Annotated in this window: 26 protein-coding genes; 19 read left to right on the top strand and 7 right to left on the bottom strand. The window is 69.6% G+C overall.

Annotated features, from left to right (window positions below):
* The first annotated feature begins 106 nt into the window (after window positions 1-106).
* The 6 genes from AOP78_RS08970 (at window position 107) to AOP78_RS08945 (ending at window position 6,501) form a co-directional block, all read left to right on the top strand.
* The gene (locus tag AOP78_RS08970; protein WP_152659481.1) at window positions 107-460 is read left to right on the top strand and encodes a hypothetical protein; all 354 of its coding nucleotides are present in this window, start codon (window positions 107-109) and stop codon (window positions 458-460) included.
* On the top strand, window positions 450-3,236 hold the full coding sequence (locus tag AOP78_RS08965; RefSeq protein WP_062203419.1) for a VanW family protein: 2,787 nt from the start codon (window positions 450-452) through the stop codon (window positions 3,234-3,236). Before AOP78_RS08970 ends, AOP78_RS08965 begins: the two co-directional genes overlap by 11 nt.
* Window positions 3,237-3,326: 90 nt before the next feature.
* A complete protein-coding gene (fdxA, locus tag AOP78_RS08960) occupies window positions 3,327-3,644 on the top strand; it encodes a ferredoxin (RefSeq protein WP_062203417.1) in 318 nt (105 codons plus the stop codon).
* A gap of 7 nt (window positions 3,645-3,651) precedes the next feature.
* On the top strand, window positions 3,652-4,773 hold the full coding sequence (dapC, locus tag AOP78_RS08955; RefSeq protein ID WP_062203416.1) for a succinyldiaminopimelate transaminase: 1,122 nt from the start codon (window positions 3,652-3,654) through the stop codon (window positions 4,771-4,773).
* Between the two features lie 78 nt (window positions 4,774-4,851).
* Window positions 4,852-6,147, top strand: a complete 1,296-nt coding sequence (locus AOP78_RS08950) for a citrate synthase (protein WP_062203414.1) — start codon at window positions 4,852-4,854, stop codon at window positions 6,145-6,147.
* A gap of 72 nt (window positions 6,148-6,219) precedes the next feature.
* A complete protein-coding gene (locus AOP78_RS08945; RefSeq protein ID WP_062203412.1) occupies window positions 6,220-6,501 on the top strand; it encodes a 2TM domain-containing protein in 282 nt (93 codons plus the stop codon).
* A gap of 3 nt (window positions 6,502-6,504) precedes the next feature.
* Here AOP78_RS08945 and AOP78_RS08940 read toward each other — a convergent pair whose 3' ends face one another.
* Window positions 6,505-7,395 (bottom strand): hypothetical protein, encoded by an 891-nt coding sequence (locus tag AOP78_RS08940; RefSeq protein ID WP_062203410.1) that lies wholly within the window; start codon window positions 7,393-7,395, stop codon window positions 6,505-6,507.
* Window positions 7,395-8,342: a 2,3,4,5-tetrahydropyridine-2,6-dicarboxylate N-succinyltransferase gene (gene dapD, locus AOP78_RS08935; RefSeq protein ID WP_062203409.1), complete on the bottom strand. Its 948-nt coding sequence runs from the start codon at window positions 8,340-8,342 to the stop codon at window positions 7,395-7,397. The genes AOP78_RS08940 and dapD overlap by 1 nt, the downstream gene beginning before the upstream one ends.
* 67 nt (window positions 8,343-8,409) lie before the next feature.
* Between dapD and dapE the strand changes: the two genes are divergently transcribed.
* The 4 genes from dapE (at window position 8,410) to AOP78_RS14750 (ending at window position 11,065) form a co-directional block, all read left to right on the top strand.
* Entirely contained in the window at window positions 8,410-9,501 is a 1,092-nt protein-coding gene (gene dapE / locus AOP78_RS08930) for a succinyl-diaminopimelate desuccinylase (RefSeq protein ID WP_062203405.1), read from the top strand.
* An 82-nt stretch (window positions 9,502-9,583) separates the two neighbouring features.
* Window positions 9,584-10,315 carry an LOG family protein gene (locus AOP78_RS08925; protein WP_236685345.1) on the top strand — a complete coding sequence of 244 codons (732 nt, stop codon included), beginning with the start codon at window positions 9,584-9,586 and terminating at the stop codon, window positions 10,313-10,315.
* 75 nt (window positions 10,316-10,390) lie between these two features.
* The gene (locus AOP78_RS08920) at window positions 10,391-10,783 is read left to right on the top strand and encodes a hypothetical protein (RefSeq protein ID WP_152659480.1); all 393 of its coding nucleotides are present in this window, start codon (window positions 10,391-10,393) and stop codon (window positions 10,781-10,783) included.
* Between the two features lie 114 nt (window positions 10,784-10,897).
* Window positions 10,898-11,065 (top strand): DUF3117 domain-containing protein, encoded by a 168-nt coding sequence (locus AOP78_RS14750; RefSeq protein WP_083979979.1) that lies wholly within the window; start codon window positions 10,898-10,900, stop codon window positions 11,063-11,065.
* A 40-nt stretch (window positions 11,066-11,105) separates the two neighbouring features.
* Here the strand turns inward: AOP78_RS14750 and AOP78_RS08915 are convergent, their stop codons facing one another.
* Window positions 11,106-11,747, bottom strand: coding sequence for an O-methyltransferase (locus AOP78_RS08915; protein WP_062203394.1), 642 nt, complete (start codon window positions 11,745-11,747; stop codon window positions 11,106-11,108).
* A gap of 146 nt (window positions 11,748-11,893) precedes the next feature.
* Between AOP78_RS08915 and sigE the strand changes: the two genes are divergently transcribed.
* The 7 genes from sigE (at window position 11,894) to AOP78_RS08880 (ending at window position 18,643) form a co-directional block, all read left to right on the top strand.
* Window positions 11,894-12,502, top strand: a complete 609-nt coding sequence (gene sigE, locus AOP78_RS08910; protein WP_062203389.1) for an RNA polymerase sigma factor SigE — start codon at window positions 11,894-11,896, stop codon at window positions 12,500-12,502.
* A complete protein-coding gene (locus AOP78_RS08905; protein ID WP_062203384.1) occupies window positions 12,499-13,350 on the top strand; it encodes a hypothetical protein in 852 nt (283 codons plus the stop codon). Before sigE ends, AOP78_RS08905 begins: the two co-directional genes overlap by 4 nt.
* Window positions 13,351-13,367: 17 nt before the next feature.
* Window positions 13,368-15,071: a S1C family serine protease gene (locus tag AOP78_RS08900; protein ID WP_062203382.1), complete on the top strand. Its 1,704-nt coding sequence runs from the start codon at window positions 13,368-13,370 to the stop codon at window positions 15,069-15,071.
* A 69-nt stretch (window positions 15,072-15,140) separates the two neighbouring features.
* Window positions 15,141-15,485 (top strand): Sec-independent protein translocase subunit TatA/TatB, encoded by a 345-nt coding sequence (locus AOP78_RS08895; protein ID WP_062203379.1) that lies wholly within the window; start codon window positions 15,141-15,143, stop codon window positions 15,483-15,485.
* Window positions 15,486-15,561: 76 nt separating this feature from the next.
* Window positions 15,562-16,572 (top strand): tryptophan--tRNA ligase, encoded by a 1,011-nt coding sequence (trpS, locus tag AOP78_RS08890; RefSeq protein ID WP_062203377.1) that lies wholly within the window; start codon window positions 15,562-15,564, stop codon window positions 16,570-16,572.
* Window positions 16,573-16,603: 31 nt separating this feature from the next.
* Entirely contained in the window at window positions 16,604-17,677 is a 1,074-nt protein-coding gene (locus AOP78_RS08885) for a YihY/virulence factor BrkB family protein (RefSeq protein ID WP_062203375.1), read from the top strand.
* Between the two features lie 480 nt (window positions 17,678-18,157).
* Entirely contained in the window at window positions 18,158-18,643 is a 486-nt protein-coding gene (locus AOP78_RS08880; RefSeq protein ID WP_152659479.1) for a hypothetical protein, read from the top strand.
* Between the two features lie 63 nt (window positions 18,644-18,706).
* Here AOP78_RS08880 and AOP78_RS08875 read toward each other — a convergent pair whose 3' ends face one another.
* The 4 genes from AOP78_RS08875 to sdhC are packed head-to-tail and all read right to left on the bottom strand — an operon-like array spanning window position 18,707 to window position 22,089.
* A complete protein-coding gene (locus tag AOP78_RS08875; protein WP_062203371.1) occupies window positions 18,707-19,474 on the bottom strand; it encodes a succinate dehydrogenase iron-sulfur subunit in 768 nt (255 codons plus the stop codon).
* Between the two features lie 13 nt (window positions 19,475-19,487).
* Entirely contained in the window at window positions 19,488-21,257 is a 1,770-nt protein-coding gene (gene sdhA / locus AOP78_RS08870) for a succinate dehydrogenase flavoprotein subunit (RefSeq protein ID WP_062203369.1), read from the bottom strand.
* Window positions 21,254-21,709 (bottom strand): succinate dehydrogenase hydrophobic membrane anchor subunit, encoded by a 456-nt coding sequence (locus AOP78_RS08865; RefSeq protein WP_062203367.1) that lies wholly within the window; start codon window positions 21,707-21,709, stop codon window positions 21,254-21,256. The genes sdhA and AOP78_RS08865 overlap by 4 nt, the downstream gene beginning before the upstream one ends.
* Entirely contained in the window at window positions 21,709-22,089 is a 381-nt protein-coding gene (gene sdhC, locus AOP78_RS08860) for a succinate dehydrogenase, cytochrome b556 subunit (protein ID WP_083979978.1), read from the bottom strand. The genes AOP78_RS08865 and sdhC overlap by 1 nt, the downstream gene beginning before the upstream one ends.
* Before the next feature lie 48 nt (window positions 22,090-22,137).
* Between sdhC and AOP78_RS08855 the strand changes: the two genes are divergently transcribed.
* Together AOP78_RS08855 and AOP78_RS08850 are read left to right on the top strand one after the other, a co-directional pair.
* Window positions 22,138-23,235 carry a mannose-1-phosphate guanylyltransferase gene (locus AOP78_RS08855; protein WP_062203363.1) on the top strand — a complete coding sequence of 366 codons (1,098 nt, stop codon included), beginning with the start codon at window positions 22,138-22,140 and terminating at the stop codon, window positions 23,233-23,235.
* 142 nt (window positions 23,236-23,377) lie between these two features.
* Entirely contained in the window at window positions 23,378-24,439 is a 1,062-nt protein-coding gene (locus AOP78_RS08850) for a BMP family lipoprotein (protein ID WP_062203361.1), read from the top strand.
* Window positions 24,440-24,483 lie beyond the last annotated feature (44 nt).

Below are 24,483 nucleotides of genomic sequence, written 5' to 3'. Positions count from 1 at the left end.
GCGTCGTCTCGAGGGATCGCAACCGCCGCGGCGGGCGTCGGGCCGGTGTCCGCACACGCCCGGCGGTTGGCAGAGGTCCCGTACGGCCGGAAGTAGAGTAGGCGGCATGACGCGGCATGCTCTTGGACTCGGAGGGCTGCTCCTGATGGGGGCCGCGATCGCGGCCGTCGGGACGCTCTCGCATCGGGTCTACCCCTTCTTCGGCGTGATCGCCGTCGTGGCGATGACCTTCACCGGGGCGCTGTTCGCGCGCGCCTGGCACGACTGGGCGGGCCTCGCGCTCTACTCGGGCGCCTGGGCGCTCGTCGTGTTCCTGCTCGCGCAGGAGGGCCCTGGCGGTTCCGTGCTGATCGTCGAGGACGCGCTCGGCTACACCTATCTGCTCGGCTCGGCGGCGGCGATCGTGCTGGTGTCGTTCACCCCGAGCTTCTTGATCAAGGGACGTGAGAATGTCGCGTAGGCGTCGGCTGGACAACGCGCAGCAGCAGGGCGGCGGGCAGGTGCGCCGCAGGACCGTGGCAGGGCAGAAGCGCCGCAGCGCCGCTGCCAGCGCGGAGGCGCCCGAGACCGCGGAGGGCGTCGTCGATCCTGAGGCCGAGGCGACCGAGGACGTCGTCGATGATCAGGTTCCGGAGGCGGACACGTCCTCGGTGACCGAGGACGTCGCCGCCACGGACGATGCGGTTGCAGTGGACGATGCTGCAGTCGCCGACGATGCGGTCGCGGACGATGCTGCAGTCGCCGACGATGCGGTCGCGGCGGAGGAGCCGGTGGCAGCCGATGCGTCGGAGCAGGCGAGCCCGGCTCCGATCAGCCCGTACCTCGCGAGCTTCACCGCGCCCTCGTCGCAGTCGCCCGCGCCCGAGGCGGAATCCGCCTCGGAGGGCGAGGCTGAGGCCGAGTCGGAGCCTGAGATCGAGCCCGAGCTCGACGTCGAGGCCGAGACTGCTCCTGCGCCCGACTTCGAGCCTGAGGCTGAGGCTCAGGCCGACGTTGAGCCTGCGCCCGCTGCTGCGCCCGAGCGGAGGTCCATCTTCGCGCCCGAGCCCGAGAGCGATGCACCCGTCGTGGACCAGGAGGACGCCGCGGACGCCGAGACCGGGCTGGCAACGGCCTCCGCCTCCGCGCTCGCCGCCGATCTCGAGCCCGACGAGCCTGTCGAGTCCGACGCTGCCGAGTCTGAGTCTGAGTCTGAGCCTGAGCTTGAGCCTGAGCCTGAGCCTGAGCCTGAGCCTGAGCCTGAGCCCGAGCCCGAGCCCTACGAGCCTGGCGCGTCCGATGCCGCAGAGGCGACGGCCGTCCTCGCGGCGGCGGAGTTCATGCCCGAGGCAGAGGCAGAGGCAGAGGTCGTTGCCGATCCCGCGCCGCAGGAGGATCCCGGCTACGCGACGGAGATCCTTCCCGCGCAGGAGGCGGCTCCGATCGAGCCGATCGATCCCGTGACTCAGACCAACTACGTCGGCCTGCAGGAGCCGGACGAGGAGCCGCTGCCGGAGTTCCTGACGCGCGAGCCCGAGCCCAAGCGCCGCAGGCGCTGGCCCCGCGTCGTCGCGATCGTGGTGGTCGTGATCGGCCTCCTGTACGTCATCGCCGAGGCCGCGATCGCTGATCGCGTGCCGAACGGTGCGACGGTCCTCGGCGTCGAGATCGGCGGCATGACCTCAGAGGACGCGATCGCCGCGCTCACCCCCGCCGCGGACGAGGTCGACGCGGCGGCGGTGTCGTTCACCGTCGACAGCTCGTCCTACCTGACCTTCCCCGAGAAGCTCGGCCTGTCCATCAACGTCGAGAAGACGGTCGCCGGACACACCGGCTTCAGCCTGGACCCCATGCGCCTGTGGAGCTACGTCGCGGGCATCGGAGAGATCGACCCCTCGATCACCACCGACGAGGATGCCTTCAAGGCAGAGACCGCCGTGGTCGCATCAGTCCTCGACGTCGACGCGTCGGATGCCCGCGTGGAGATCGTCGACGGGGTAGCCGAGGCCGTCGCAGGCATCTCGCAGGTCGATGTCACCACGGAGGACGTGCGCACGACCGTGAACGACGCGTGGCCCTCGACGCAGATCGAGGTGCCGGCGACCTTCACCGAGCCTGATCTGTCTCTCGAGGACGCGGAGTCGTACGCCGACTCCCTCAACTCGGGCGCGCTCAGCACCGACGCGACGCTCACGTGGGACGGCGACGACATCGTCGTCCCCGCGAAGCAGATCGCCGCGGCCGCGAGCGTCGACATCGTCGACGGCGCCTACACGCTCTCGATCGACGGCGAGTCGATCGCGACGACCCTTCTCGGGGACCACCCCGAGCTCGTCACGGATCCTGTCGACGCGACCGTGAGCTTCAACGCGAAGCACAAGATCGTGATCGACGAGGGTGCGCCGGGCCTGACCGTCGACGCCGACGCGCTCGGCGCGACGCTCGTCACGGCGGTGACCGCTGACGACGCCACGGCAGAGATGCCGTTCAAGGCCACCGAGGCGGAGTACACGACGGAGACGCTCGGGTCGGACGACTTCAAGGAGATCGTGTCGTCGTTCAAGACGCCGCTCACCAACGAGACGATCCGCACGCAGAACCTCATCACCGCCGCGGCTGACGTCGCGGGCACGGTGATCCTGCCCGACGAGGAGTTCAATCTCCACGACGTGCTGTCGCCCATCACCGAGGAGGAGGGCTACGGCTACGCGCACGTGATCGTGAACGGCGTCCTCACGAACGGCATCGGCGGCGGCCTGTCGCAGATGGCGACCACCACGTACAACGCGGCCTACTTCGCGGGCTATGACATCAACCAGTTCCGGCCGCACACGGTGTGGTTCGAGCGCTACCCCGCCGGACGCGAGTCGACCATCTACGGCACGCAGATCAACGTGCGCTTCACGAACGACACCCCGTACGCCGCGGTCTTCAACGCCTACGTCGAGGACGGCTACGTGCACGTCGACGTCTGGTCCACGCCGTACTACACGGTCGAGACGCACGCGTCCGACAAGACCAACATCGTCCAGCCCACGACCAAGAAGGTGACCTCGGCGAACTGCGCCGCGAAGAGCGCGGGACAGCCGGGCTTCACGATCACCAACTACCGGGACGTGTTCCTGGACGGTGAGCAGGTCAAGGACGAGAGCTTCACGTGGACCTACAACGCCGATGACGCGGTCAAGTGCGTGTCGGCGTCCGACAGCTCCGACAGCTCCGACAGCTCCGACAGCGCGGACAGCTCCGACGAGTAGGCCCATACCGGCGGGGGTACCAGCACGTTTTCGTGCCCCGCGCGGCGGTATGATGCGAGAGTTCCATGAGGCCCTTGGGAGGGAGTCACCGTGACGTATGTCATCGCTTTGCCCTGTGTCGACGTCAAGGACCGGGCGTGCGTCGACGAGTGTCCGGTGGACTGCATCTACGAAGGTGAGCGCAGCCTCTACATCCACCCCGACGAGTGCGTCGACTGCGGCGCCTGCGAGCCGGTGTGCCCCGTGGAGGCGATCTACTACGAGGACGACCTGCCGGACAAGTGGTCGGACTTCTACAAGGCGAACGTGGAGTTCTTCTCCGAGATCGGCTCGCCCGGCGGTGCCGCCAAGATGGGCGTGATCGAGCACGATCACGACGTCATCAAGGCCTTCCCGCCGCAGGCCTGACGCGTCAGTGGCTCTTCACCCGTCAGCGCTGCCCGACTTCCCCTGGGACTCGCTCGTCCCCTTCCGTGAGCGCGCCGCGCAGCATCCGGGTGGGATCGTCGACCTCTCGGTCGGCACGCCCGTGGACCCGACCCCCCAGGTGGTCAGGGACTCGCTGATCGCTGCCGCGGACGCCCCTGGCTACCCGCAGACGTACGGCACCGCGCCGCTGCGCGAGACGATCGCGGCCTGGTACGCGAGGCGTCGGGGCGTGCCGGACCTGGACCCCGCCGGGGTCCTGCCGACGATCGGCTCGAAGGAGCTGGTCGCGCTGCTTCCCGCGCTGCTCGGCATCGGCGAGGGCCACACCGTCGTCCACCCGACCGCCGCGTACCCGACGTATGACGTCGGCGCGCGGCTCGCGGGCGCGACGCCCCGACCGGCGGACGACGTCGACGAGTGGGCCGGCGATCGGTCGGTGCGCCTCGTGTGGGTGAACTCGCCGTCGAACCCGACCGGCGACGTCCTGTCGCGCGACGGGCTGCGCCGCATCGTCGAGGCCGCTCGCGAGATCGGCGCCGTGGTCGCCTCCGACGAGTGCTACGCGGAGCTGCCGTGGGACGAGCCCTGGGTGACTGGCGGCGTGCCCTCGATCCTCGACCCCGAGGTCGCGGGTGGGAGCCATGCGGGCCTGCTCTCGGTCTACTCGCTGTCCAAGCAGTCGAACCTCGCGGGCTATCGCGCGGCCTTCGTCGCGGGCGACCCCGCGCTCGTGAAGCGTCTCCTCGAGGTGCGCAAGCATGCGGGCTTCATCATGCCGGCGCCGGTGCAGGCCGCGATGGCCGCGGCGCTCGCGGACGATGCGCACGTCACCTCGCAGCGCGAGGTCTACCGCGCGCGCCGGGAGGCGCTGAGGCCCGCGTTGGAGGCCTTCGGCTTCCGCGTGGAGGGCTCGCAGGCGGGCCTGTACCTGTGGTCTACCCGGGACGAGGACTGCTGGGATACGCTGGGCGAACTGGCGAATCGGGGCATCATCGCCGCTCCGGGTGAGTTCTACGGGGAGGCCGCCCGTCGGCACGTGCGGATCGCTCTCACCTCGACGGACGAGAGGATCGGCGAGGCAGTGCGCCGACTGGCAAACTCTGAGTAAACTCGTCGCCAAGAAGTCCTGAGGGGCAGTGCCGCCCCACCCACCCAAGGCGCGCACGCGTCGTCTGGAAGGAGCCGCATGGTCCCCGCTGAGAACGCCCAGTTGACGGTCGACGGAGTCACCCGAGACCTGGAGATCGAGCGTGCCAGCGTGGGCAACGACGGCTTCGCCATCCCCACGCTCCTCAAGGACACCGGGCTCGTCACCGTCGACCCCGGGTTCATGAACACCGCCTCGTGCTCGAGCTCGATCACCTACATCGACGGCGACGCGGGCATCCTGCGCTACCGCGGCTACCCGATCGAGCAGCTCGCCGAGCAGTCGACGTTCCTCGAGGTCGCGCACCTGCTGATCCACGGCGAGCTTCCCAACCGCGACCAGCTCGCGTCGCTCAACAACCGCGTCTCGCGCCACATGCACCTCCACGAGGGCATGAAGGCGTTCCTCAACGCCTTCCCGCGTGACGCGCACCCCATGGCCGTGCTGTCCGGGGCCTTGAGCGCGCTGAGCACGTTCTACCCCGAGTCGGTGGGCCGCGGCGACTACGAGACCGAGCTGGCCACCGTCCAGCTGCTCGCGAAGACCGCGACCGTCGTGTCCTACCTTCAGCGCCGCGGCCGCGGCGGCGAGCTCATCGAGCCCAGGCGCGGCGGCCACTACGTGGACGAGTTCCTGCGCATCGCGTTCTCCGACGGCTCGGGCGAGGTCGACATCGACCCCGAGGTCCGCCGCGCGGTGGACCTGCTCCTCATCCTCCACGCCGACCACGAGCAGAACTGCTCGACGTCGACGGTCCGCATCGTCGGGTCGTCGCAGGCCAACATCTACGCGTCCGTCGCCGCAGGCGTAACCGCGCTGTCGGGCCCGCTGCACGGCGGCGCGAACGAGGCCGCGCTGCGCATGTTCGACCAGATCAAGGAGAGCGGCGACACCGTCGAGCAGTTCGTGGCGAAGGTCAAGGACAAGGCCGAGGGCGCCCGCCTCATGGGCTTCGGCCACCGCGTCTACAAGTCCTACGACCCTCGCGGCGCTGTGGTGAAGGGCGTCGCCGACAAGGTCCTCGAGAAGCTCGGCGGCGACAACCAGACCTTCGAGATGGCCAAGCGGCTCGAGGAGATCGCGCTCAGCGATGAGTACTTCATCGAGCGCAAGCTCTACCCCAACGTCGACTTCTACACGGGGCTCCTGTACTCCGCGATCGGCTTCCCGCACACGATGTTCACGCCGCTGTTCGCGCTCGGCCGCATGCCCGGCTGGATCGCGCACTACCGCGAGATGATGAAGGACCCGCGCACCAAGATCGGTCGCCCCCGCCAGATCTACACGGGCGAGGTCAACCGCGACTTCGTGCTCATGGAGGACCGCGACCTCTGACGCGGTCCGCCCCTGCGCGTCGGTTCCAGGCGCGTTACCGTGGAGCGAGGAGCTCTGCGAGGGGAGAACGCCATGGACGACGACGGTCTGAGGCGTGAGGCGAAGCGCCGCGTCGAGGCGCGCAACGGCTTCTACTGGTACCTCGTGGTCTGCATCGTGGTGTGGGGGATCCTGACGTTCGTGTGGTGGATGGACGGCGGGGGCTACTTCTGGCCCGCGTGGGCGATGCTCGGGATGGGCATCGCGCTCATCTTCGTCGCCGCGAACGCGTTCCTGCCCGGCGCGGGGGCCGTGACCGAGGACAGGATCGAGCGCGAGTACCTCAAGATGAAGCGCAAGGCCGAGGGACGCTAGTCGTCACGAGGCCGTCGGCTCCACCTCGGTGCGGATCCCGATCTCGACGGCGTCGCCGAGCGACTCGTCCCCGATCGACGTCATCCCGTCCTCGACGCTCCACGAGCTCTCCGACGTGATCACCGAGGTCACGCCCGTCGTGCTGGCGGTCGCAACCGCCCACGCCGCCACCTGGTCGCGGCTCACCTCCGAGCCATCGGCGGCCGTGACGCGCACCGACGTCGCCTCTCCCATCCCGCTGACCGCTACCGAGTAGAACCCGTCGCCGAAATCTGCCGCGAGGCGCTTGGAGAAGGCCGTGGGAGTGGAGGCGTCCGGGGTCGAGATGTCACACGAGACAGCGTCCGCACCGCCGTAGCCGCGCAGGGCGGTCGCCCACACCCGTGCCTCCTCCTCGTGCTTGGCGTAGGCCTCGGGGAAGCCGCTGCGCTGCACGGCCTGCGCCGCGTCCGTGATCTCCATCTCCGTCCATCCGGAGACGCCGATCAGGGCGTCGTAGAACGCGTCGGCGGCGTAGCGCACGTCGAGGATCTCGTCCTCGGTGCCCCAGCCCTGCGAGGGACGCTGCTGGAACAGGCCGAGCGAGTCGCGGTCCCCGTACTCGAGGTTGCGCAGCCCCGACTCCTGGTTGGCGGTGGCGAGCGCGATCGTGACGGCGCGCGCCTTGAGCCCGGCGGGGACCGAGCGTGCCGCGATGATCGCGGCGTTGTCGGACTGCTCCGCGGTCAGCGTGTAGCTCGCGTCCTCGAAGGTCACGGTGCACTTCTGGGTGGACAGGCGGTCGCCATGCCGCTCCCACAGCTCGGGACCCCACACGACGCCCGCGACCGCGACGGCCGCGAAGGTGAGGAACGCTATCGCCCTGGCCCCCCTGCGGCGCGGGCGCTCCGCCATCAGTTCGCGTGCAGCGCCGCGTTGAGCTCGATGCCCTTGCCCTCGCGCGCCACGACCTCGATGGCCCCGGTCACGGAGTTGCGCCAGAACATGAGGCCGTCCTGGCCGGACAGCTCGCGCGCCTTGACCACGATCGGGTTGCCGCCCTCGTCGGTGCGGCCCTTGAGGGTGACCTTGGTGCCCGCGGTGACGTACAGGCCGGCCTCGACCACGCAGTCCTCGCCGAGCGCGATGCCGAGGCCTGCGTTCGCGCCGAGGAGCGAGCGCGCCCCGACGGACACGACCTCCTTGCCGCCGCCGGACAGGGTGCCCATGATCGAGGCGCCGCCGCCGACGTCGGCGCCGTCGTGGATCACGACGCCCTGGGAGATGCGGCCCTCGATCATGCTGACGCCGAGCGTGCCGGCGTTGAAGTTGCAGAAGCCCTCGTGCATCACGGTCGTGCCCGCCGCGAGGTGGGCGCCGAGACGGACGCGGTCGGCGTCGGCGATCCGGACGCCGGACGGGACGACGTAGTCGACCATGCGCGGGAACTTGTCGACGCCGTGCACGGTGAGGTGCCTGCCCGCGGCGCGCATGCGCGTGCGCACGGCCTCGAAGCCCTCGACGGCGCACGGGCCCTCGGACGTCCACACGACGTTCGTGAGCGCGCCGAACAGCCCGTCGAGGTTCTGGGAGTTCGGCAGGACGAGCCGGTGCGACAGCAGGTGAAGGCGCAGGTACGCGTCGGGAACGTCGGCGGGCGCGGCGTCGAGGTCGATCTGCGTGAAGACGACCTTGACCGTTACGGCGCGCAGCTCATCCACCCGCTCGGCCGCAGTGAGCTCCGCGGGTGCGCTGTGGTCCGCGGGCGCTTCTCCGAGGGCGGGGGCGGGGTACCAGACGTCCAGCACCGTGCCGGAGGCGTCGATGGTGGCGAGTCCGTATGCGTAGGCGGTGCGAGTCATGGTCCCCAGGGTAGTTGAGGCGACGCACGTGACAGGGCGTGTCAGGACCCGCGGCTAGGGTGGCCGTATGACGCTTGACCTCACCGCACCCGTCGAGGAGCTCGCCAAGGCGCTCGTCGACATCCCGTCCGTCTCGGGCGACGAGCTGCTGATCGCCGACCAGGTGGAGGAGGCCCTCAGTGCCCTCGCGCACCTCGATGTGACCCGCCTGGGCAACAACATCGTCGCCAGGACGATGCTGGGCCGGGCCGAGCGCGTCGTCGTCGCCGGGCATCTGGACACCGTCCCGATCAAGGACAACGTCCCCGGACGCTGGGACGATGACGGGGAGACCCTGTGGGGTCGCGGCACCGTGGACATGAAGTCCGGGGTCGCGGTGCAGCTGTCCCTCGCCGCCTCGCTCACCGCGCCGACGCGCGACATCACCTGGATCCTCTACGACCAGGAGGAGGTCGAGGAGACCCGCAACGGGCTCGGGCGCCTGTCGCGCGAGCGGCCCGACCTGCTCGCGGCGGACTTCGCGGTGCTCGGGGAGCCGACGAGCGCGACCATCGAGGGCGGCTGCAACGGCACGATCCGCGTCGACGTCGTCGTGCCGGGCACGGCCGCGCACAGCGCGCGTTCGTGGAAGGGCGTGAACGCGATCCACGCGGCCGCGCCCGTGCTCGCCGCGCTCGCGTCCTACGAGGCCGCGGCGGTCGAGGTCGACGGCCTGACGTATCGCGAGGGGCTCAACGCCGTCGGCATCGGCGGCGGCATCGCCGGCAACGTCGTCCCCGACGAATGCATCGTCACGATCAACTACCGCTTCGCGCCCGACAAGTCGGCGGACGACGCGATCGCGCACGTGTCCGAGGTCGTCGCGGCGTCCGGCGTGGGCGAGCATCGCATCGTCGTCACGGACCGTGCGGAGGGCTGCCGGCCCGGGCTCGACGCGCCACTCGCGACGTCGTTCGTCGACGCGGTCATCGCCACCGGCGTCGAGCCGCCCCGCGCCAAGCTCGGGTGGACCGACGTCGCGCGCTTCGGCGCGCTCGGCGTGCCCGCGGTCAACTACGGTCCCGGCGACCCCGAGCTCGCCCACGCCGATCAGGAGCGCTGCCCCGTCAGCCAGATCCGCGCGGTGCGCGCCGGGCTGGAGGCCTGGCTCACGTCCTGATCGGCGTCCACCGCGACCGAGGCATCGTCCCTGGCTGCCGCATCGTCCCTGTCCACCGATCCATCCATGCAAGGAGGTCACCGTGGCCGAGTACCGCAAAGGGCCCGTGCTGCTGCGCGGGCGCAACGTCCCCACCACGTCCACGTCCGGGAGGCTGCTGGGGGAGCAGGACAGCCCGAGCTGGCTCCATGACGACCCGTGGCGCGTGCTGCGCATCCAGTCGGAGTTCGTGGAGGGCTTCGGCGCGCTCGCGGAGCTGGGCCCGGCGATCACGGTGTTCGGGTCCGCCCGCTCGAAGGTCGATGCCAACGACTACGCCCACGCGGAGACCGTCGGACGGCTGCTCGCCGAGCGCGGCTACGCGACCATCACGGGAGGCGGCCCGGGCATCATGGAGGCCGCGAACAAGGGCGCGCACGAGGCCGGGGGAGTGTCCGTCGGGCTCGGGATCGAGCTGCCGCACGAGCAGGACATGAACCCGTACGTGAACCTCGGGATCAACTTCCGGTACTTCTTCGCGCGCAAGACCATGTTCGTGAAGTACGCGCAGGGCTTCATCGCTCTGCCGGGCGGATTCGGGACCATGGACGAGCTGTTCGAGGCGCTCACGCTGGTGCAGACCGGCACGATCGACAGGTTCCCGATCGCGCTGGTCGGGGAGGACTACTGGGCCGGGCTCGTCTCCTGGATGAAGGACTCGATGGCCGCCGACGGGAAGATCAAGGACGCCGACCTGGAGCTGATCCGCCTCACCGACGATCCGCTCGAAGCCGTCGAGCATGTGACGACGGACCTCGCGATCGCGGTCGACTGAGCGCGGCGGAGGACGCCACCCCGGCGTCTGCACCACGTCGGTGACGACACTCGGTGACGGCACTATGCTCGTCCTGTGAGCACGGGAGCGCCAGCGATGACGACGGAGGCGACGACGGCACGCGCCTCACGGGTGCACGCGCTTGAGACGAGCGTGCCAATGGTCGCCCTCGTCGGAGCCGCCCTGCTCCTGGGCTTCTGGACGTTCAACCCGCTCATGCTCCCCGAAGACGGCAACGCCGGGTCGTGGCCTACCGTCTGGTGGCATGAGCGGCTCCTCGACGCCGAGATGTTCTGCTGGCTCTGGGGGGCCGCCGCGGTGGTTCTCGGCGGCGTCGCGCGCGACGCGACCAGACGTCGCGGGCTGCCCTTCAGGGCGAGGGCGCTGTGGGGCAGCATCCTCGGCGTCGTCGTGCTGGCGGGAGGCCTTGCGAGCGTCCCCGTGGTCGTCCTCTCGGTGTTCCCCTGAGCCGCGCGGCGACGCGGCGCGGCGCGAGGGATTTGGGACGCGTCAGCCCAAACCCGTAGAATGACACAAGCGTTGCGCGCCGCGCGACCGCAAGGACCCAAGGAGTGGCAGACGATGGCCGCAATGAAGCCTCGTACCGGTGACGGCCCCATGGAGGTCGTGAAGGAAGGCCGCAGCTACGTGCTGCGCATGCCTCTCGAGGGTGGCGGCCGCCTGGTCGTGGAGATCAACGCCGACGAGGTCAAGGAGCTCGGCGACGCGCTTCAGTCCGCGCTCCAGTAGTCTCCTCCGCCCGCCTCGCGCGGGCCGGCTCCGGCTCGGCTCAGGCCGCGTCGGAGTCCTTCAGCGCCACCAGCAGGCCATCGCCCGCGGTGAGCAGCACCGGGGTCAGAGCCTCGTTCTCGCGCACCGCCTTGAGCGTGACGCGGATCGCCGTCGTCTCCTCATCGCGCTGCGCGGGGTCGGCCACACGGCCGTGCCACAGCGCGTTGTCGATCGCGAGCACCCCACCCACGCGCAGCAGGCGCAGCGCGTGCTCCAGGTACATCGGGTACTCCGCTTTGGCCGCGTCGATCAGCACCAGGTCGTAGCCGCCGTCCGTGAGGCGGGGAAGCACCTCGAGCGCGCGGCCCGTGATGAGTCGCGCCCGCTCCGGCGCGAAGCCCGCCGCGGTGATGGCGCGGCGCGCGGCCCTGTGGTGCTCGGCGTCGAGATCGATCGTGGTGAGCACACCCGTCGCCTCCATGCCGCGCAGCAGGTGGATGGACGCCACCCCCGTGCCCGTACCGATCTCGACGATCGAGCGCGCCCCGAGCGTGCGCGCGAGCACCTGCAGGGTCCTGCCCACGGCGGGGAACACCGGCACGCACCCCAGCTCCTCGGCGGCGTCACGCGCGGCGAGCAGCGCCCGATCCTCCGCCAGGAAGTCCTCGGCGTACGCCCAGTTAGCGGCCTCGTTGGTCATGGCACCTCCCCTTACCAGGGCATCGTATCGGGCACCGTCCCTCAGAGTTGCCGCAGATCGGCGCCAGGGGGCTCGATGCGCTGGAGGGGCCATGGGAACATGAAGTGTCGGCAAGGCGTTGAAGCAGAGCAGAAGGAGGCGAGGCGATGACCACGGCCACCACCCCAGCCTCGGTCGAGGCCGCACCGGCGCTGCCGGCGGAGCTCACCTGGGAACGCATCGTCGAGGAGCACTCGGGACGGGTCTACCGCCTCGCGTACCACTTGACCGGCAACCAGCACGATGCCGAGGACCTCACGCAGGACGTGTTCGTGCGCGTGTTCAACTCGCTGTCGCAGTACAAGCCCGGCACGTTCGAGGGCTGGCTGCACCGCATCACGACGAACCTCTTCCTGGACCGGATGCGTCGCAAGAAGCGCATCCGCTTCGACTTCATGGCGGACGACGACGCGACCGTGTCGACGTCCGAGAGCTTCGACCGGCACGAGCGCTCGGGTCAGCCCGAGGACGCGTTCGACATGGCGAACCTCGGTGACGACATCATCGCCGCGCTCGCCGACCTCCAGCCCGAGTACCGCGCCGCTGTCGTGCTGTCCGACATCGAGGGCCTCTCCTATGAGGAGATCGCTGCGACGCTCGGCATCAAGATGGGCACGGTCCGCTCCCGCCTGTCGCGGGCGAGGGCCAAGCTGCGCGAGTCCCTCGCGCATCGTGCGCCCGCATCGGCGCAGGCCCCGGCCCGGAGCGACGGATGACCGGACGGCACCTGGGGCGGTCGGTCCACGACCTCCTCGACGGGCGCCTCGATTCGAAGGCCGCCGCCGAGGCGATGGCCCACCTCGCATCATGCGAGGAGTGCAGCGACCGCTACGGCGAGCTGCGCCAGGCGCGAGAGCGTCTCAACAGCTCTCCCGCCGGCATCGACATGACCTTCGCCAAGCAGCTGCTCGACCGCGATCGGATGGCCGAGATCGCGGCGCACGAGGACCCGCACCACGCGAAGGCGGTCCGCCCGCCGGACCACCGGCCGCGCCTGCTCGCGCTCGGCGCGATCGCGGCGGTCGTCGGAGGCGTCGGGGCGGCCTACGTCGCGGGCGCCCCCGAGACCTACTCTGCCGACATCGCGGTAGCCGGAGGCTCGGACTCTGGCGGCACGACCGTCGCGACGTACGCGTCGGCAGACCTCGACGAGACCGACGAGCTCGAGGGATGGTCGAGCCCGTTCGGCGAGAACTCGACGCTGAAGGCCGTCGGCGCCTCCGTCAAGACCCTCACCGACGGCACGCAGGGGCTCGTCCTCTCGCTCGCCGCCGGGCTCGACTCCGTCGTGGTGACGGAGCAGCGCGGTCGGCTCGGCGCCGGCTTCTCCGAGCTGCCCACGATCACCACGGACAGCCTCACCCTCTACGTGGTCCACGGGACCACCACCACGGTCGTGTGGGAGAACGGCGACCTTGTCATGACCGCCTCATGCGGCGGCTGCGACGCCACGACGCTCGTCGACGTGGCCGGCTCGTTCCCTGTGGACGAGGAGCCAGGGCTCGTCGACCGCATCTCCTCCGGACTTGTTGAAATCGCCGATGCGTTCATCGGCACGGACTGAAAGAGCCAGCACCCTTCATGAACGGCTCACAGAAGCCTGAGGACGGCGCGCCCTCGCAGGACGCCCAGCCGACATCGCCGTTCGCCGCTCCCTCTTCGTACGGAGCGCGGGACCCGCAGCCGGCGGCGGCCCCGGGCCACGACCAGGCCGAGACCACCGAGACCCTGCCCGCGACGCCCGACGCCACCGAGAAGCTTCCCACGACGTCTGAGACCACGGCCGAGCTGCCTCCCACGGCGGACGAGACGGCCGAGCTGCCGCCGATGGCCGACGCGACGGCGGAGCTGCCTCCCACCGCGCCCGCGGACGCGGCGGATGCCCCGGCGTCGTCGCAGGAGCCCGCCCGGGTCGCGCCCGCCGGTCCGTACGCGGCCACCGCGTACGCCGCTCCCGGCGCCGCATCGTACGGAGCCCCCGCCGCGACCACCGCGCAGACGTTCGCCTCGACTCCCGACCAGACCGCCGCTCCCGCGGACGCCAAGCCCGCAGCCGCAGGTCTGCGCGGCCGCACGGTCGCCGCGATCACGGTCGGCGCACTGGTCCTCGGAGGCGCAGCCGGCTTCGGCGGCGCCGCCATCTACGGCGCCACGCTCGGCGCCGACGACGACTCGAGCACCGCGAGCACGCTGCCCGCCTCGTCCTCGTCCGACGACGACTCGACCACGACGAACACCAGCTCATCCTCGTCCGACATCGACGTCGTGTCGATCGCCGCCGAGGCCTCCGACTCGGTCGTCGTCATCGAGATCGTCGAGAACGGCGAGGTCGCCTCCACGGGTTCCGGCTTCTTCATCCGCGAGGACGGCTACATCCTCACCAACGCCCACGTCGTGGCCGACTCGGGCGGCACCGTGACCGTTGTCGAGTCGGACGGCAGCGAGCTCGAGGGCACGGTGGTCGGCGAGTCGACCGAGTACGACCTCGCGGTCGTGCACATCGACCAGACCGGCGTCACGCCGCTCGTGCTCGCCGACTCCGACGAGGTCGTCGTCGGGCAGTCCGTGGTCGCCATCGGCGCCCCGCTCGGCCTCGAGTCCACCGTCACAACCGGCATCGTGTCCGCCCTGCATCGTCCCGTGACGACGTCCGACGAGACCACCACCGCGTGGGTCGACGCGATTCAGACGGACGCGGCGATCAACCCCGGCAACTCGGGCGGCCCGCTCATCAACGCGGACGGCGAGGTCATCGGCATCAACTCGGCGATCGCGACGCTGTCCACGAGCACCGACTCGTCCGGGTCGATCGGCCTGGGCTTCTCGATCACGTCGAACCAGGCTCGCCGCACCGCCGAGGAGCTCATCGAGAACGGTGTCGCGACCTACCCGGTCATCGGCGTCCAGCTCGACAGCACCTACACCGGCGAGGGCGTCCAGGTCGCCGACATCGACGGAGGCGTCGTCTCCGGCAGCCCCGCCGACGAGGCGGGCATCGAGCCCGGCGACGTCATCACCGCGATCGACGGCCGGCCCGTCACCGCGTCCGACGAGCTCATCGTCGCGATCCGGGCCAAGGCGCCCGGGGACGAGGTCGTGCTCACGATCCAGCGCGATGACTCCGAGGAGGACATCACCGTGACCCTGTCGTCCAACGAGGACGTGGTGTTCAGCGATGACAGCGACGAGTCCGACTCGGGCAGCACCGACGACGGATCGGGCTCCGAGGACTTCCAGCTCCCGGACGACGGACTGCCGTCAGCGCCGGCGCTGCCGGGTCGCTGATCCCGCACCGGTCCGACCGCGCGGGCCGGGATGCTTCCCGGCCCGCGCGAGTGACGGCACAATAGACCCGTGTTCGACATCAACGGCAGCGAGCTGCTCATCATCCTCGTCATCGCGATGGTGGTGATCGGCCCCCAGCGCCTGCCCGAGTACGCGCAGCAGCTGCGCGACCTCGTCAAGCGCGGACGCGACATGATCCGTGAGGGCAAGCAGACCCTGACCGCGGAGGCGCCCGAGGTCGACTGGAAGCAGTACGACCCGCGCCAGTACGACCCCCGCCGCATCGTCAAGGAGGCCCTCGCCGAGGAGTCCCCGCTGCCGGTCGGCGAGAGCCTGCCGACCGTGCCGCGCAAGCGGCACCCCCTGGCCGTGCAGCGCGACGCCGTCGCCCCCTACGACCCCGAGGCGACCTGACGCCTCGAGGGACCGCCCACGCCAGGCGACTCTCGCATCGTCCCTGTGCACTCCCAGGCTTTGACAGAATGGCTGCATGAAGCCTCGCGTGTTCTCGGCAATGCAGCCCACCTCCGACTCCCTCCAGCTCGGCAACTACCTGGGCGCGCTGGTGCAGTGGGTCAAGCTGCAGGAGACGCACGACGCGATCTACTCGGTCGTGGACCTGCACGCGCTCACCGTGGCGCCCGACCCCGCGGTGCTGCGTGACCGCACCCGCCGGACCGCCGCGCAGTTCCTCGCAGCGGGCGTCGACCCCGAGCGCTCGCTCCTGTTCGTCCAGTCCCACGTGCCGCAGCACGCCGAGCTCGCGTGGATCCTGTCCACGTTCACCGGCATGGGCGAGGCCGGCCGCATGACCCAGTTCAAGGACAAGTCCGCGAAGGTCGGGGAGTCGGGCACCAACGTCGGCCTGTTCACGTATCCCGTCCTGATGGCCGCGGACATCCTGCTGTACGACACGAACCTCGTGCCCGTCGGCGAGGACCAGCGCCAGCACCTCGAGCTCTCGCGCGACCTCGCGCAGCGCCTCAACACGCGCCTGGGCGAGGGCACCGTCGTCGTCCCCGAGCCGCACATCGTCAAGGAGGTCGCGAAGATCCAAGACCTCCAGGAGCCGACCAAGAAGATGTCCAAGTCGGCGTCGAGCCCCAAGGGCCTGATCGAGATCCTCGAGGACCCCAAGAAGATCGCGAAGAACATCAAGTCCGCGACCACCGACACCGACACCGTCATCCGCTACGACGACGAGAACAAGCCCGGCGTGTCCAACCTGCTGCGCATCTACTCGGCTTTCACCGGCAAGGCGATCCCCGAGCTCGAGGCCGAGTACGAGGGCAAGATGTACGGCCACCTCAAGGTGGACCTCGCCGAGGTCGTCGTCGAGGCGCTCACGCCCGTCCACGACGCCGCGATGGAGTGGATCGAGTCGCCCGAGAAGCTGGACGCGGTCCTGGCAGACGGTGCCGCGAAGGCCTCGCATATCGCGCAGAACACCCTGGATCGCATCTACGATCGAGTGGGGCTGCTGCCCGCGCTGCATCGCTGAACCGTCGCTGAGGGGTGAAGGGGGAGTCGACATGGCCGACGAGGCCGAGCCCACCACCCTGTCGATCAAGAAGGACGAGGTCGTCGCGCAGGCGAAGGACGCCGCCGAACGCGGCAAGCGCCTGAAGGAGTGGTGGGAGGCGACCTCCTGGGCCAAGGGGCTCAAGCGGTTCTCGCTCCAGAACGGCAACGTCCTCGCCGCCGGCATCGCCTACTTCACCCTCGCGTCTGTCGCGGCGGGTCTCGTCGTCGCGACCACGCTCGCCACGCTCTTCCTCGCCGGCAACGAGGCGCTGCGCTCGTCGCTCGTCGACTACCTCGGCAACGCGGTTCCCGGACTGATCTCGACCGGGGACACGAGCGGCATCATCGAGCCCGACGACCTCGGCTCCGGCAGCGCGACCTCGGTCGCAGGCATCGTCGGCGTGATCTCGTTCTTCATCCTCATCAACACCGCGACGCGCTTCATCAAGGGCATGCGGACATCCATCAGGACGATGCTCGGCGAGGAGTACTCGTCGCCCGTCATGGGCAAGCTGCGCGATGTGGGCGCCCTCGTCGGGCTGCTCCTGATCGCGCTCATCGGGCTCGCGATCCAGGTCGTGGCGACGAGCGCGGCGGAATGGTTCGCCGACGCCATCAACGTCTCGATGCCGTGGTGGGGGGTGCGGCTGATCGGCTTCGGCGCGGGCATCATCGCCGACATGCTGTACGTCGCCCTCGCGCTCATGATGCTCGGCGGCGCGCGCTGGTCGATGCGGCTGCTCTACATCATCCTCGTCTCCGCCTTCGCGATCGGGGTGCTCCGCATCGGCGTGAGCTACATCGTGAGCGGCTCGACGGACAGCAAGGTGCTGGCGCCGTTCGTCGGCGTGATCACGCTCATGGTCTTCGTCGACTACGTGAACCGCATCATCCTCATGTGCGCTGCCTGGCTCGGCGCCCACTACGTTGCGCCCGAGGTCGGGCAGGTCCACTACACGGACGTGGAGGACGACGCGGGCGCCGAGCCAGGGGACGCCGGTGGCGAGGACGAGGACGAGGACGACGCCGCCGGCGCCAGCGCGAAGCACGATGCGGCCGCGGGGTCGCGGCCTGCGCAGTAGCCCCTCGGATCGGTCGCCTGGTCGTCGCCGGCCAGACTGATCGACGGCTGACCGGCTTCTCCGCGGTGCCCGTTCGAACCCTGCGCGCGGTCGCCGACTTCCGGGTGCGTGAGTGCCGGTTCCGCCTTGGCAGCGCGCTCTCCGGGTGTGTGGGTGTCGCTTCCGCGTGAAGCGGCGCTGTCGCATGGACTTCACTGTGCGTTCGCGGACACTTTCTGACACAGAGCGGATCGGACGTACGGCGCGCCGCGTGAGACACGCCGTGTGGAGCGGCCGTGCTGTGTCAGAAATTGCTCGGGCCAGTGCCGTCGCCTGAGCCTCGGGCGGGAGCGCGCCGGGCGGGCGCGCGCCGCGTCGACATCGGGTGGGTGCGCAGGCTTCGAGCTTGTCCACAGCCGCCGCGCCTCACCGCCCGGATGTTCCTACACTGAGTGTCACCGGGCGCTGGGGGCGGTCGCCCGTGCAGCGCAAGGGGGCGCCGTGAACGGCGTGAAGGGTGCACCGTTGGTGCAGTTGGTGGTGGCGGTGTCGACGGTGCTCGCGCTCGTCGTCATCGCGAGCGAGGCGTACCTGCGCGCCGCGGACGCCGCAGAGACAGCCCTGGCGCAGACGCCGGCGTACAGCGCCGGACTCACGGACTCGGGCGAGGTCATGATCGGCGACATCTGCGCGCACTGGGCGATGTCGGTCGAGCCGGATGACTCCGGTGCGCTCGCACCGATGCTCGACCTCGACCTCACCGACGGCTGCGACGGCGAGCGGGTCATCGTGGACGCGATCGCCACGGTCTGGGACGTCGAGCAGACCACCGTCGAGTCGACCGACGACGAGGTCGAGGAGCTCGCAGAGGTGCTGGCATCCGTCAACGATGCCTACGCCTGCCTTGCCGCCTCAGCATCGCTGTCCATCACGTATGCAGGGGAGACCGAGGCGGCGACGATCCCGATGGAGACGTGCACCGGCTGAGCCCGCGAGGGCGACATCCAGGTACCCGGACAGTGACAACCAGGTACGCGGACGATGCGGTGCTCAGATCTCGCCGGTGTTCAGCGCCTTCTTCACCTCGGAGATCGCCTTCGTCACCTCGATGCCGCGCGGGCAGGCCTCGGTGCAGTTGAAGGCCGTCCGGCACTTCCACACGCCGGCCTTGTCGTTGAGGATCTCGAGGCGGTCCCACTGGCCCTCGTCGCGAGAGTCGAAGATGAACCGGTGCGCGCCGACGATCGCCTGCGGGCCGAAGAACTGCCCGTCGGTCCAGAACACCGGGCACGCCGACGTGCACGCCGCGCACATGATGCACTTGGTCGTGTCCTCGAAGCGCTCACGCTCGGCCGGGGTCTGGAGGCGCTCGCGCTCGGGAGCGGGACCGTCCGTCATGAGGAACGGCATGATCTCGCGGTAGGACGCGAAGAACGGCTCCATGTCGACGATGAGGTCCTTCTCGACCGGCAGGCCCTTGATCGGCTCGATCAGGATGGGCTTGGCGGGGTTGAGGTCCTTGAGCAGCGTCTTGCAGGCGAGCCGGTTGCGTGCGTTGATGCGCATCGCGTCGGATCCGCACACGCCGTGCGCGCACGAGCGGCGGAAGGCGAGCGAGCCGTCCAGGTCCCATTTGACCTTGTGGAGCGCATCGAGCACGCGATCGGTCGCGTGCGCCTGGATCTTGAACTCCTCCCAGTACTCCTCGCCGGCGGCGTGATCGGAGGTTCCCTCGGGGTTCATGCGGCGGATGCGGAGCGTGACCTCGAAGGAGGGGACCTCGCCCGCGGGCGTCGTGGCGTCGGCAGTGGCAGTCATCTGAACCTCCCTCTCAGTACTTGCGTTCCATCGGCTGGTACCGCGTCACCACGACCGGCTTGTAGTCGAGGCGCAGCCCGTCCTTCTCGCCGTACACCATGGTGTGCTGCATGAAGTTCTCGTCGTCCCTCGTCGGGAAGTCCTCCCGGTAGTGGCCGCCGCGCGACTCCTTGCGGTTGAGGGCTCCCAGGACGACGACCGCGGACAGCTCGAGCAGGAAGCCGAGCTCCATGGCCTCGAGCAGATCGGTGTTGTAGCGCTGGCCGCGGTCGTGGATCGCGATGTCCGCGTAACGCTTCTGGAGGTCCGCGATCACCTCCTGCGCGGTGGTGAGCGACGCCTCGTCGCGGAACACCTGCGCGTTGCGGTCCATGGTCTCCTGGAGCGCCTTGCGGAGCGCGGCGATGGACTCCGAGCCGCTCGAGCCGACAGTGGAGCGCAACTTCTCGACACGCTCGATCAGCGGCGCGGCGGCCGACTCGTCGAGGGGAGCGGCCTCCGCCGTGGCGAGGGCGTGCTCCGCGGCGGCGATGCCCGCGCGGCGGCCGAACACGTTGAGGTCGAGCAGCGAGTTGGTGCCCAGGCGGTTCGCACCGTGGACGGACACGCATGCGCACTCGCCGGCCGCGTAGAGACCGTTGACCTTGCTCGTGTTGTTGCGCAGCACCTCGCCGTGCACGGTGGTCGGGATGCCGCCCATCGCGTAGTGCGCGGTCGGGTAGACGGGCACCGGCTCGGTGTAGGGCTCGACGCCCAGGTACGTGCGCGCGAACTCGGTGATGTCGGGCAGCTTCGCGTCGATGTGCGCGGGCTCCAGGTGCGTGAGGTCCAGGAGCACGTAGTCCTTGTGGGGGCCGCATCCGCGTCCCTCGCGCACCTCGTTGGCCATGGCGCGCGCGACCATGTCGCGCGGCGCGAGGTCCTTGATGGTGGGGGCGTAGCGCTCCATGAAGCGCTCGCCCTCGCTGTTGCGCAGGATGCCGCCCTCGCCGCGCGCGGCCTCGGACAGCAGGATGCCGAGTCCGGCCAAGCCCGTCGGGTGGAACTGGAAGAACTCCATGTCCTCGAGCGGCAGCCCCGCGTTGAACGCGATCGCCATGCCGTCGCCCGTGAGGGTGTGAGCGTTGGACGTCGTCTTGAAGACCTTGCCGGCGCCGCCCGTCGCGAACAGCACGGACTTGGCGCGGAACGTGTGGATCTCGCCCGTCGCGAGCTCGTAGGCGACGACGCCCGCGACCGAGACCGTCTCGTCGTCCCCGGCGGCCTGCGGGTCCTTGTCCAGCACGAGCTCGAGCACGTAGAACTCGTTGAAGAACTCGACCTCCTGCTTGATGCACTGCTGGTACAGCGTCTGCAGGATCATGTGGCCCGTGCGGTCCGCCGAGTAGCAGGCGCGACGCACCGCGGCCTCGCCGTGGTTGCGCGTGTGGCCGCCGAAGCGGCGCTGGTCCACGTGCCCGTCCTCGGTGCGGTTAAACGGCAGGCCCATGTTCTCGAGGTCGAGCACCGCCTGCGGCGCCTCGGTGCACAGGATCTCTGCGGCGTCCTGGTCGACGAGGTAGTCGCCTCCCTTGACCGTGTCGAACGTGTGCCACTCGGCGTTGTCGTCCTCGACGTTGCTCAGCGCGGCGGCGATGCCTCCCTGCGCCGCGCCCGTGTGGGAGCGCGTGGGGTACAGCTTCGAGATCACGGCGGTGCGCGCGCGCTGCGAGCTCTCGAGCGCTGCGCGCATGCCGGCGCCACCGGCGCCGACGATGACGACGTCGTATTCGTGAAGGGTCATTGAAGAACATCCTCGCAGAAGCTGGGAAGCAGGGACATGTCGGCGTCGACGGGGCACGGGTCGAAGGTCCAGATCACGAGCGATCCCAGGACGATGACCACCACCATCGACAGATGCAGCACGCCCATCAGTGCGCTTCTCCACGCCTTCGAGTGAGCGTAGTCGTTGATGAGCAGCCGCATGCCGTTGCCACCGTGCAGCATCGCGAGCAGGAGCATCAGGAAGTCGGCGACCTGCCACCACCAGTCCGCCCACTTGCCCGCCACGAAGGCGAAGTCGATCTGGCTCACGCCCTCGCCGAGGACGAGGTTGACCGTGAGGTGCGTGAAGATCAGCAGCACCAGCACGAGGCCCGACAGGCGCATGAACATCCACGACCAGCGCTCGGCCTTGCGGCGGGTGCGGCCCGAGCGGATGCGCGGCTTCGGGTCGATCAGCTCAGGAGCGGACATCAGGCACCCCCGAACACGTGCATGAGGTGGCGCGGCAGGAACCCGAGCATGAGGACAGCGAAGACGATCCACACCCCCCACGCGAGCTTCTTCTGGTGGCGCAGCGCCCACGTCGAGTTGTCGACGGCGATGATCCGCAGCCCGTTGAAGGCGTGCAGGATGATCGCGGCCACGAGGCCCGCCTCGACCAGCCCGTAGACGGGCGTCTTGTACGCGCCGATCACCTCGTTGTAGGCCTCGGGCGACACGCGCACCAGCGCCGTGTCGAGCACGTGGATCAACAGGAAGAAGAAGATCGCGACGCCAGTGGAGCGGTGGACGAGCCACATCCACATGCCTTCATGGCCGCGATACAGGGTTGGTGCGGGGGACACTTTCATCCCTTCATCGTTGACGGGTGAACCATTCGTCATCCTAGTCTTGGGCCTGTGACCGATTCGACTGCTCGACACGCGCATCTGACCGATCTCGTCGCCGTCGTCCCCGCGGGGGGCGTCGGATCCCGGCTGTGGCCCTTGTCCCAGCCGACCAGACCGAAGTTCCTGCTGGACCTGCTGGGGACAGGCAGCACCCTGATCCAGGACACCGTCACGCGCCTGTCCGCGCTGACCGACGAGGTGTACATCGTCACGGGCGCGCGCCATGCCGACGCGGTGGCCGCCCAGGTCCCGCAGGTCCCGTCCGAGCGCCTGATCGCCGAGCCGAGCCCTCGCGACTCCATGGCGGCGATCGCGCTCGCGGCCGCGATCATCGAGCAGCGCCGCGGCCCGTCGATCATGGGCTCGTTCGCGGCCGACCACGTCATCACCGAGACCGAGGCGTTCGGCACTGCGGTCGCCACCGCGGTCGCGGCGGCCAAGACCGGCAAGATCGTCACGATCGGCATCCAGCCCACCGAGCCGTCGAGCGCCTTCGGGTACATCAAGCAGGGGCCCGGGCTCAGCGGCATCGATGGTGCGATGGAGGTCGCCGAGTTCACCGAGAAGCCGGATCCGGAGACCGCGGCGCACATGCTCGCCGACGGCGGCTACGTGTGGAACGCGGGCATGTTCGTCGTCGGCACGGACGTGCTCCTGGGCCACCTCGAGCGCCTTCAGCCGGCCATCCACGACGGCGTGCGGAAGATCGCCGCCGCATGGGACACCGACGAGCGCACGGCAGTCCTCGACGAGCTCTGGCCGACCCTGACCAAGATCGCGATCGACAATGCGATCGCCGAGCCCGTCGCGCTCGATGGCGGCGTCGCCGTGGTCCCCGCCTCCCTCGGCTGGCACGACATCGGAGACTTCGACTCGCTCGCCGGCATGCTCACGCCCGACTCGGACGGCCTCATCAAGGTCGATCGCACGGAGCCCGTGAAGCTCGTCGACGCTCCTGGAGCGCTCGTGATGGGCGGGACCAAGCCTGTCGCGATCGTCGGCGTGAAGGACGCCGTCGTCGTCATCACGGGTGAGGCGCTGCTGATCACGACGCGGGCCCAGGCTCAGGCGGTCAAGCATGCGTCGGCGGGCCTGACCGCCTCCTAACCTGCGTCTGAGTGCCGGATCGTCACCGATTTGTTACCTAGACCTACATTCCGAGCAGTTTTCCGAAACATATCGCGCGTAGGGTGTGACGCGACGCACAGCCTGGCGTCGCTTTGGCCAGACAAAGTGAGGAACCACACTCATGAAGAACACGATGCGCTTCGGTGCGCTCGCCGCCGCTTCGGCGATCGCCCTTGCCGCCTGCTCGGCCGCGCCGGAGGACGCCGACGCGTCGGCCTCCGACTCCGCGTCCGCAACCACCTCGACTGACTACACGGCCTGCATGGTCTCGGACTCGGGCGGCTTCGACGACGCCTCCTTCAACCAGGCGGGCTACGAGGGCCTCCAGACGGTCGCCGCGGACCTCGGCCTCCAGACCAACTCCGCCGAGTCGACCTCCGAGGCCGACTTCGAGCCGAACATCACCGCGATGGTCGACGCGGGCTGCGACCTGACCATCACGGTCGGCTACCTGCTCGCCGACGCGACCGCCGCTGCGGCCGAGGCGAACCCCGACGTCGACTTCGCGATCATCGACTCGTCGTACGAGGAGCCGCTGGACAACGTCAAGGGCCTCACCTACGAGACCGACCAGGCTGCGTTCCTCGCGGGCTACGGCGCCGCGGCCGCGACCAAGACCGGCGTCGTCGCGACCTTCGGTGGCATGCAGATCCCGACCGTCACGATCTTCATGGACGGCTTCCTGGCCGGCGTGAACTACTACAACTCGGAGAACGGCACCGCGGTCGAGGTCCTCGGCTGGGACGGCGAGACCGGCTCGTTCACCGATGACTTCTCCGACACCACCAAGGGTCAGTCGGTCGCTCAGGGCTTCATCGACCAGGGCGCGGACATCATCCTCCCGGTCGCGGGCCCCGTGGGCCTCGGCGCCGCCGCCGCCGCGCAGGAGGCCGGCGACACCTGGATCATCGGTGTGGACTCCGACTGGACGCTCACCGCGACCGACTACGCGGACATCATCCTGACCTCGGTCATGAAGGAGATGGGCCCGTCGGTCTACGAGGTCGTCTCGGAGGCCGTTGACGGCAACTTCACCAACGAGAACTACGTCGGAACCCTCGAGAACGAGGGCGTGGGCGTCTCCGACTGGGCCGACGGTGCCCTGGACGACGACACGCTCGCCGCGCTCGACACGATCGAGGCCGGCATCATCGACGGCTCGATCTCGGTCGCCGTCGAGTAACCAGCAACACCAGTCGGACCAGGTCCGACGCGAGGGGCGCGCTG

Source organism: Demequina salsinemoris, from assembly GCF_000974805.1.
In the GTDB taxonomy this organism is placed as follows: domain Bacteria; phylum Actinomycetota; class Actinomycetes; order Actinomycetales; family Demequinaceae; genus Demequina; species Demequina salsinemoris.
Note: the sequence above shows the minus strand (reverse complement) of the source record. Positions and strands in the feature narration are given on the sequence as shown.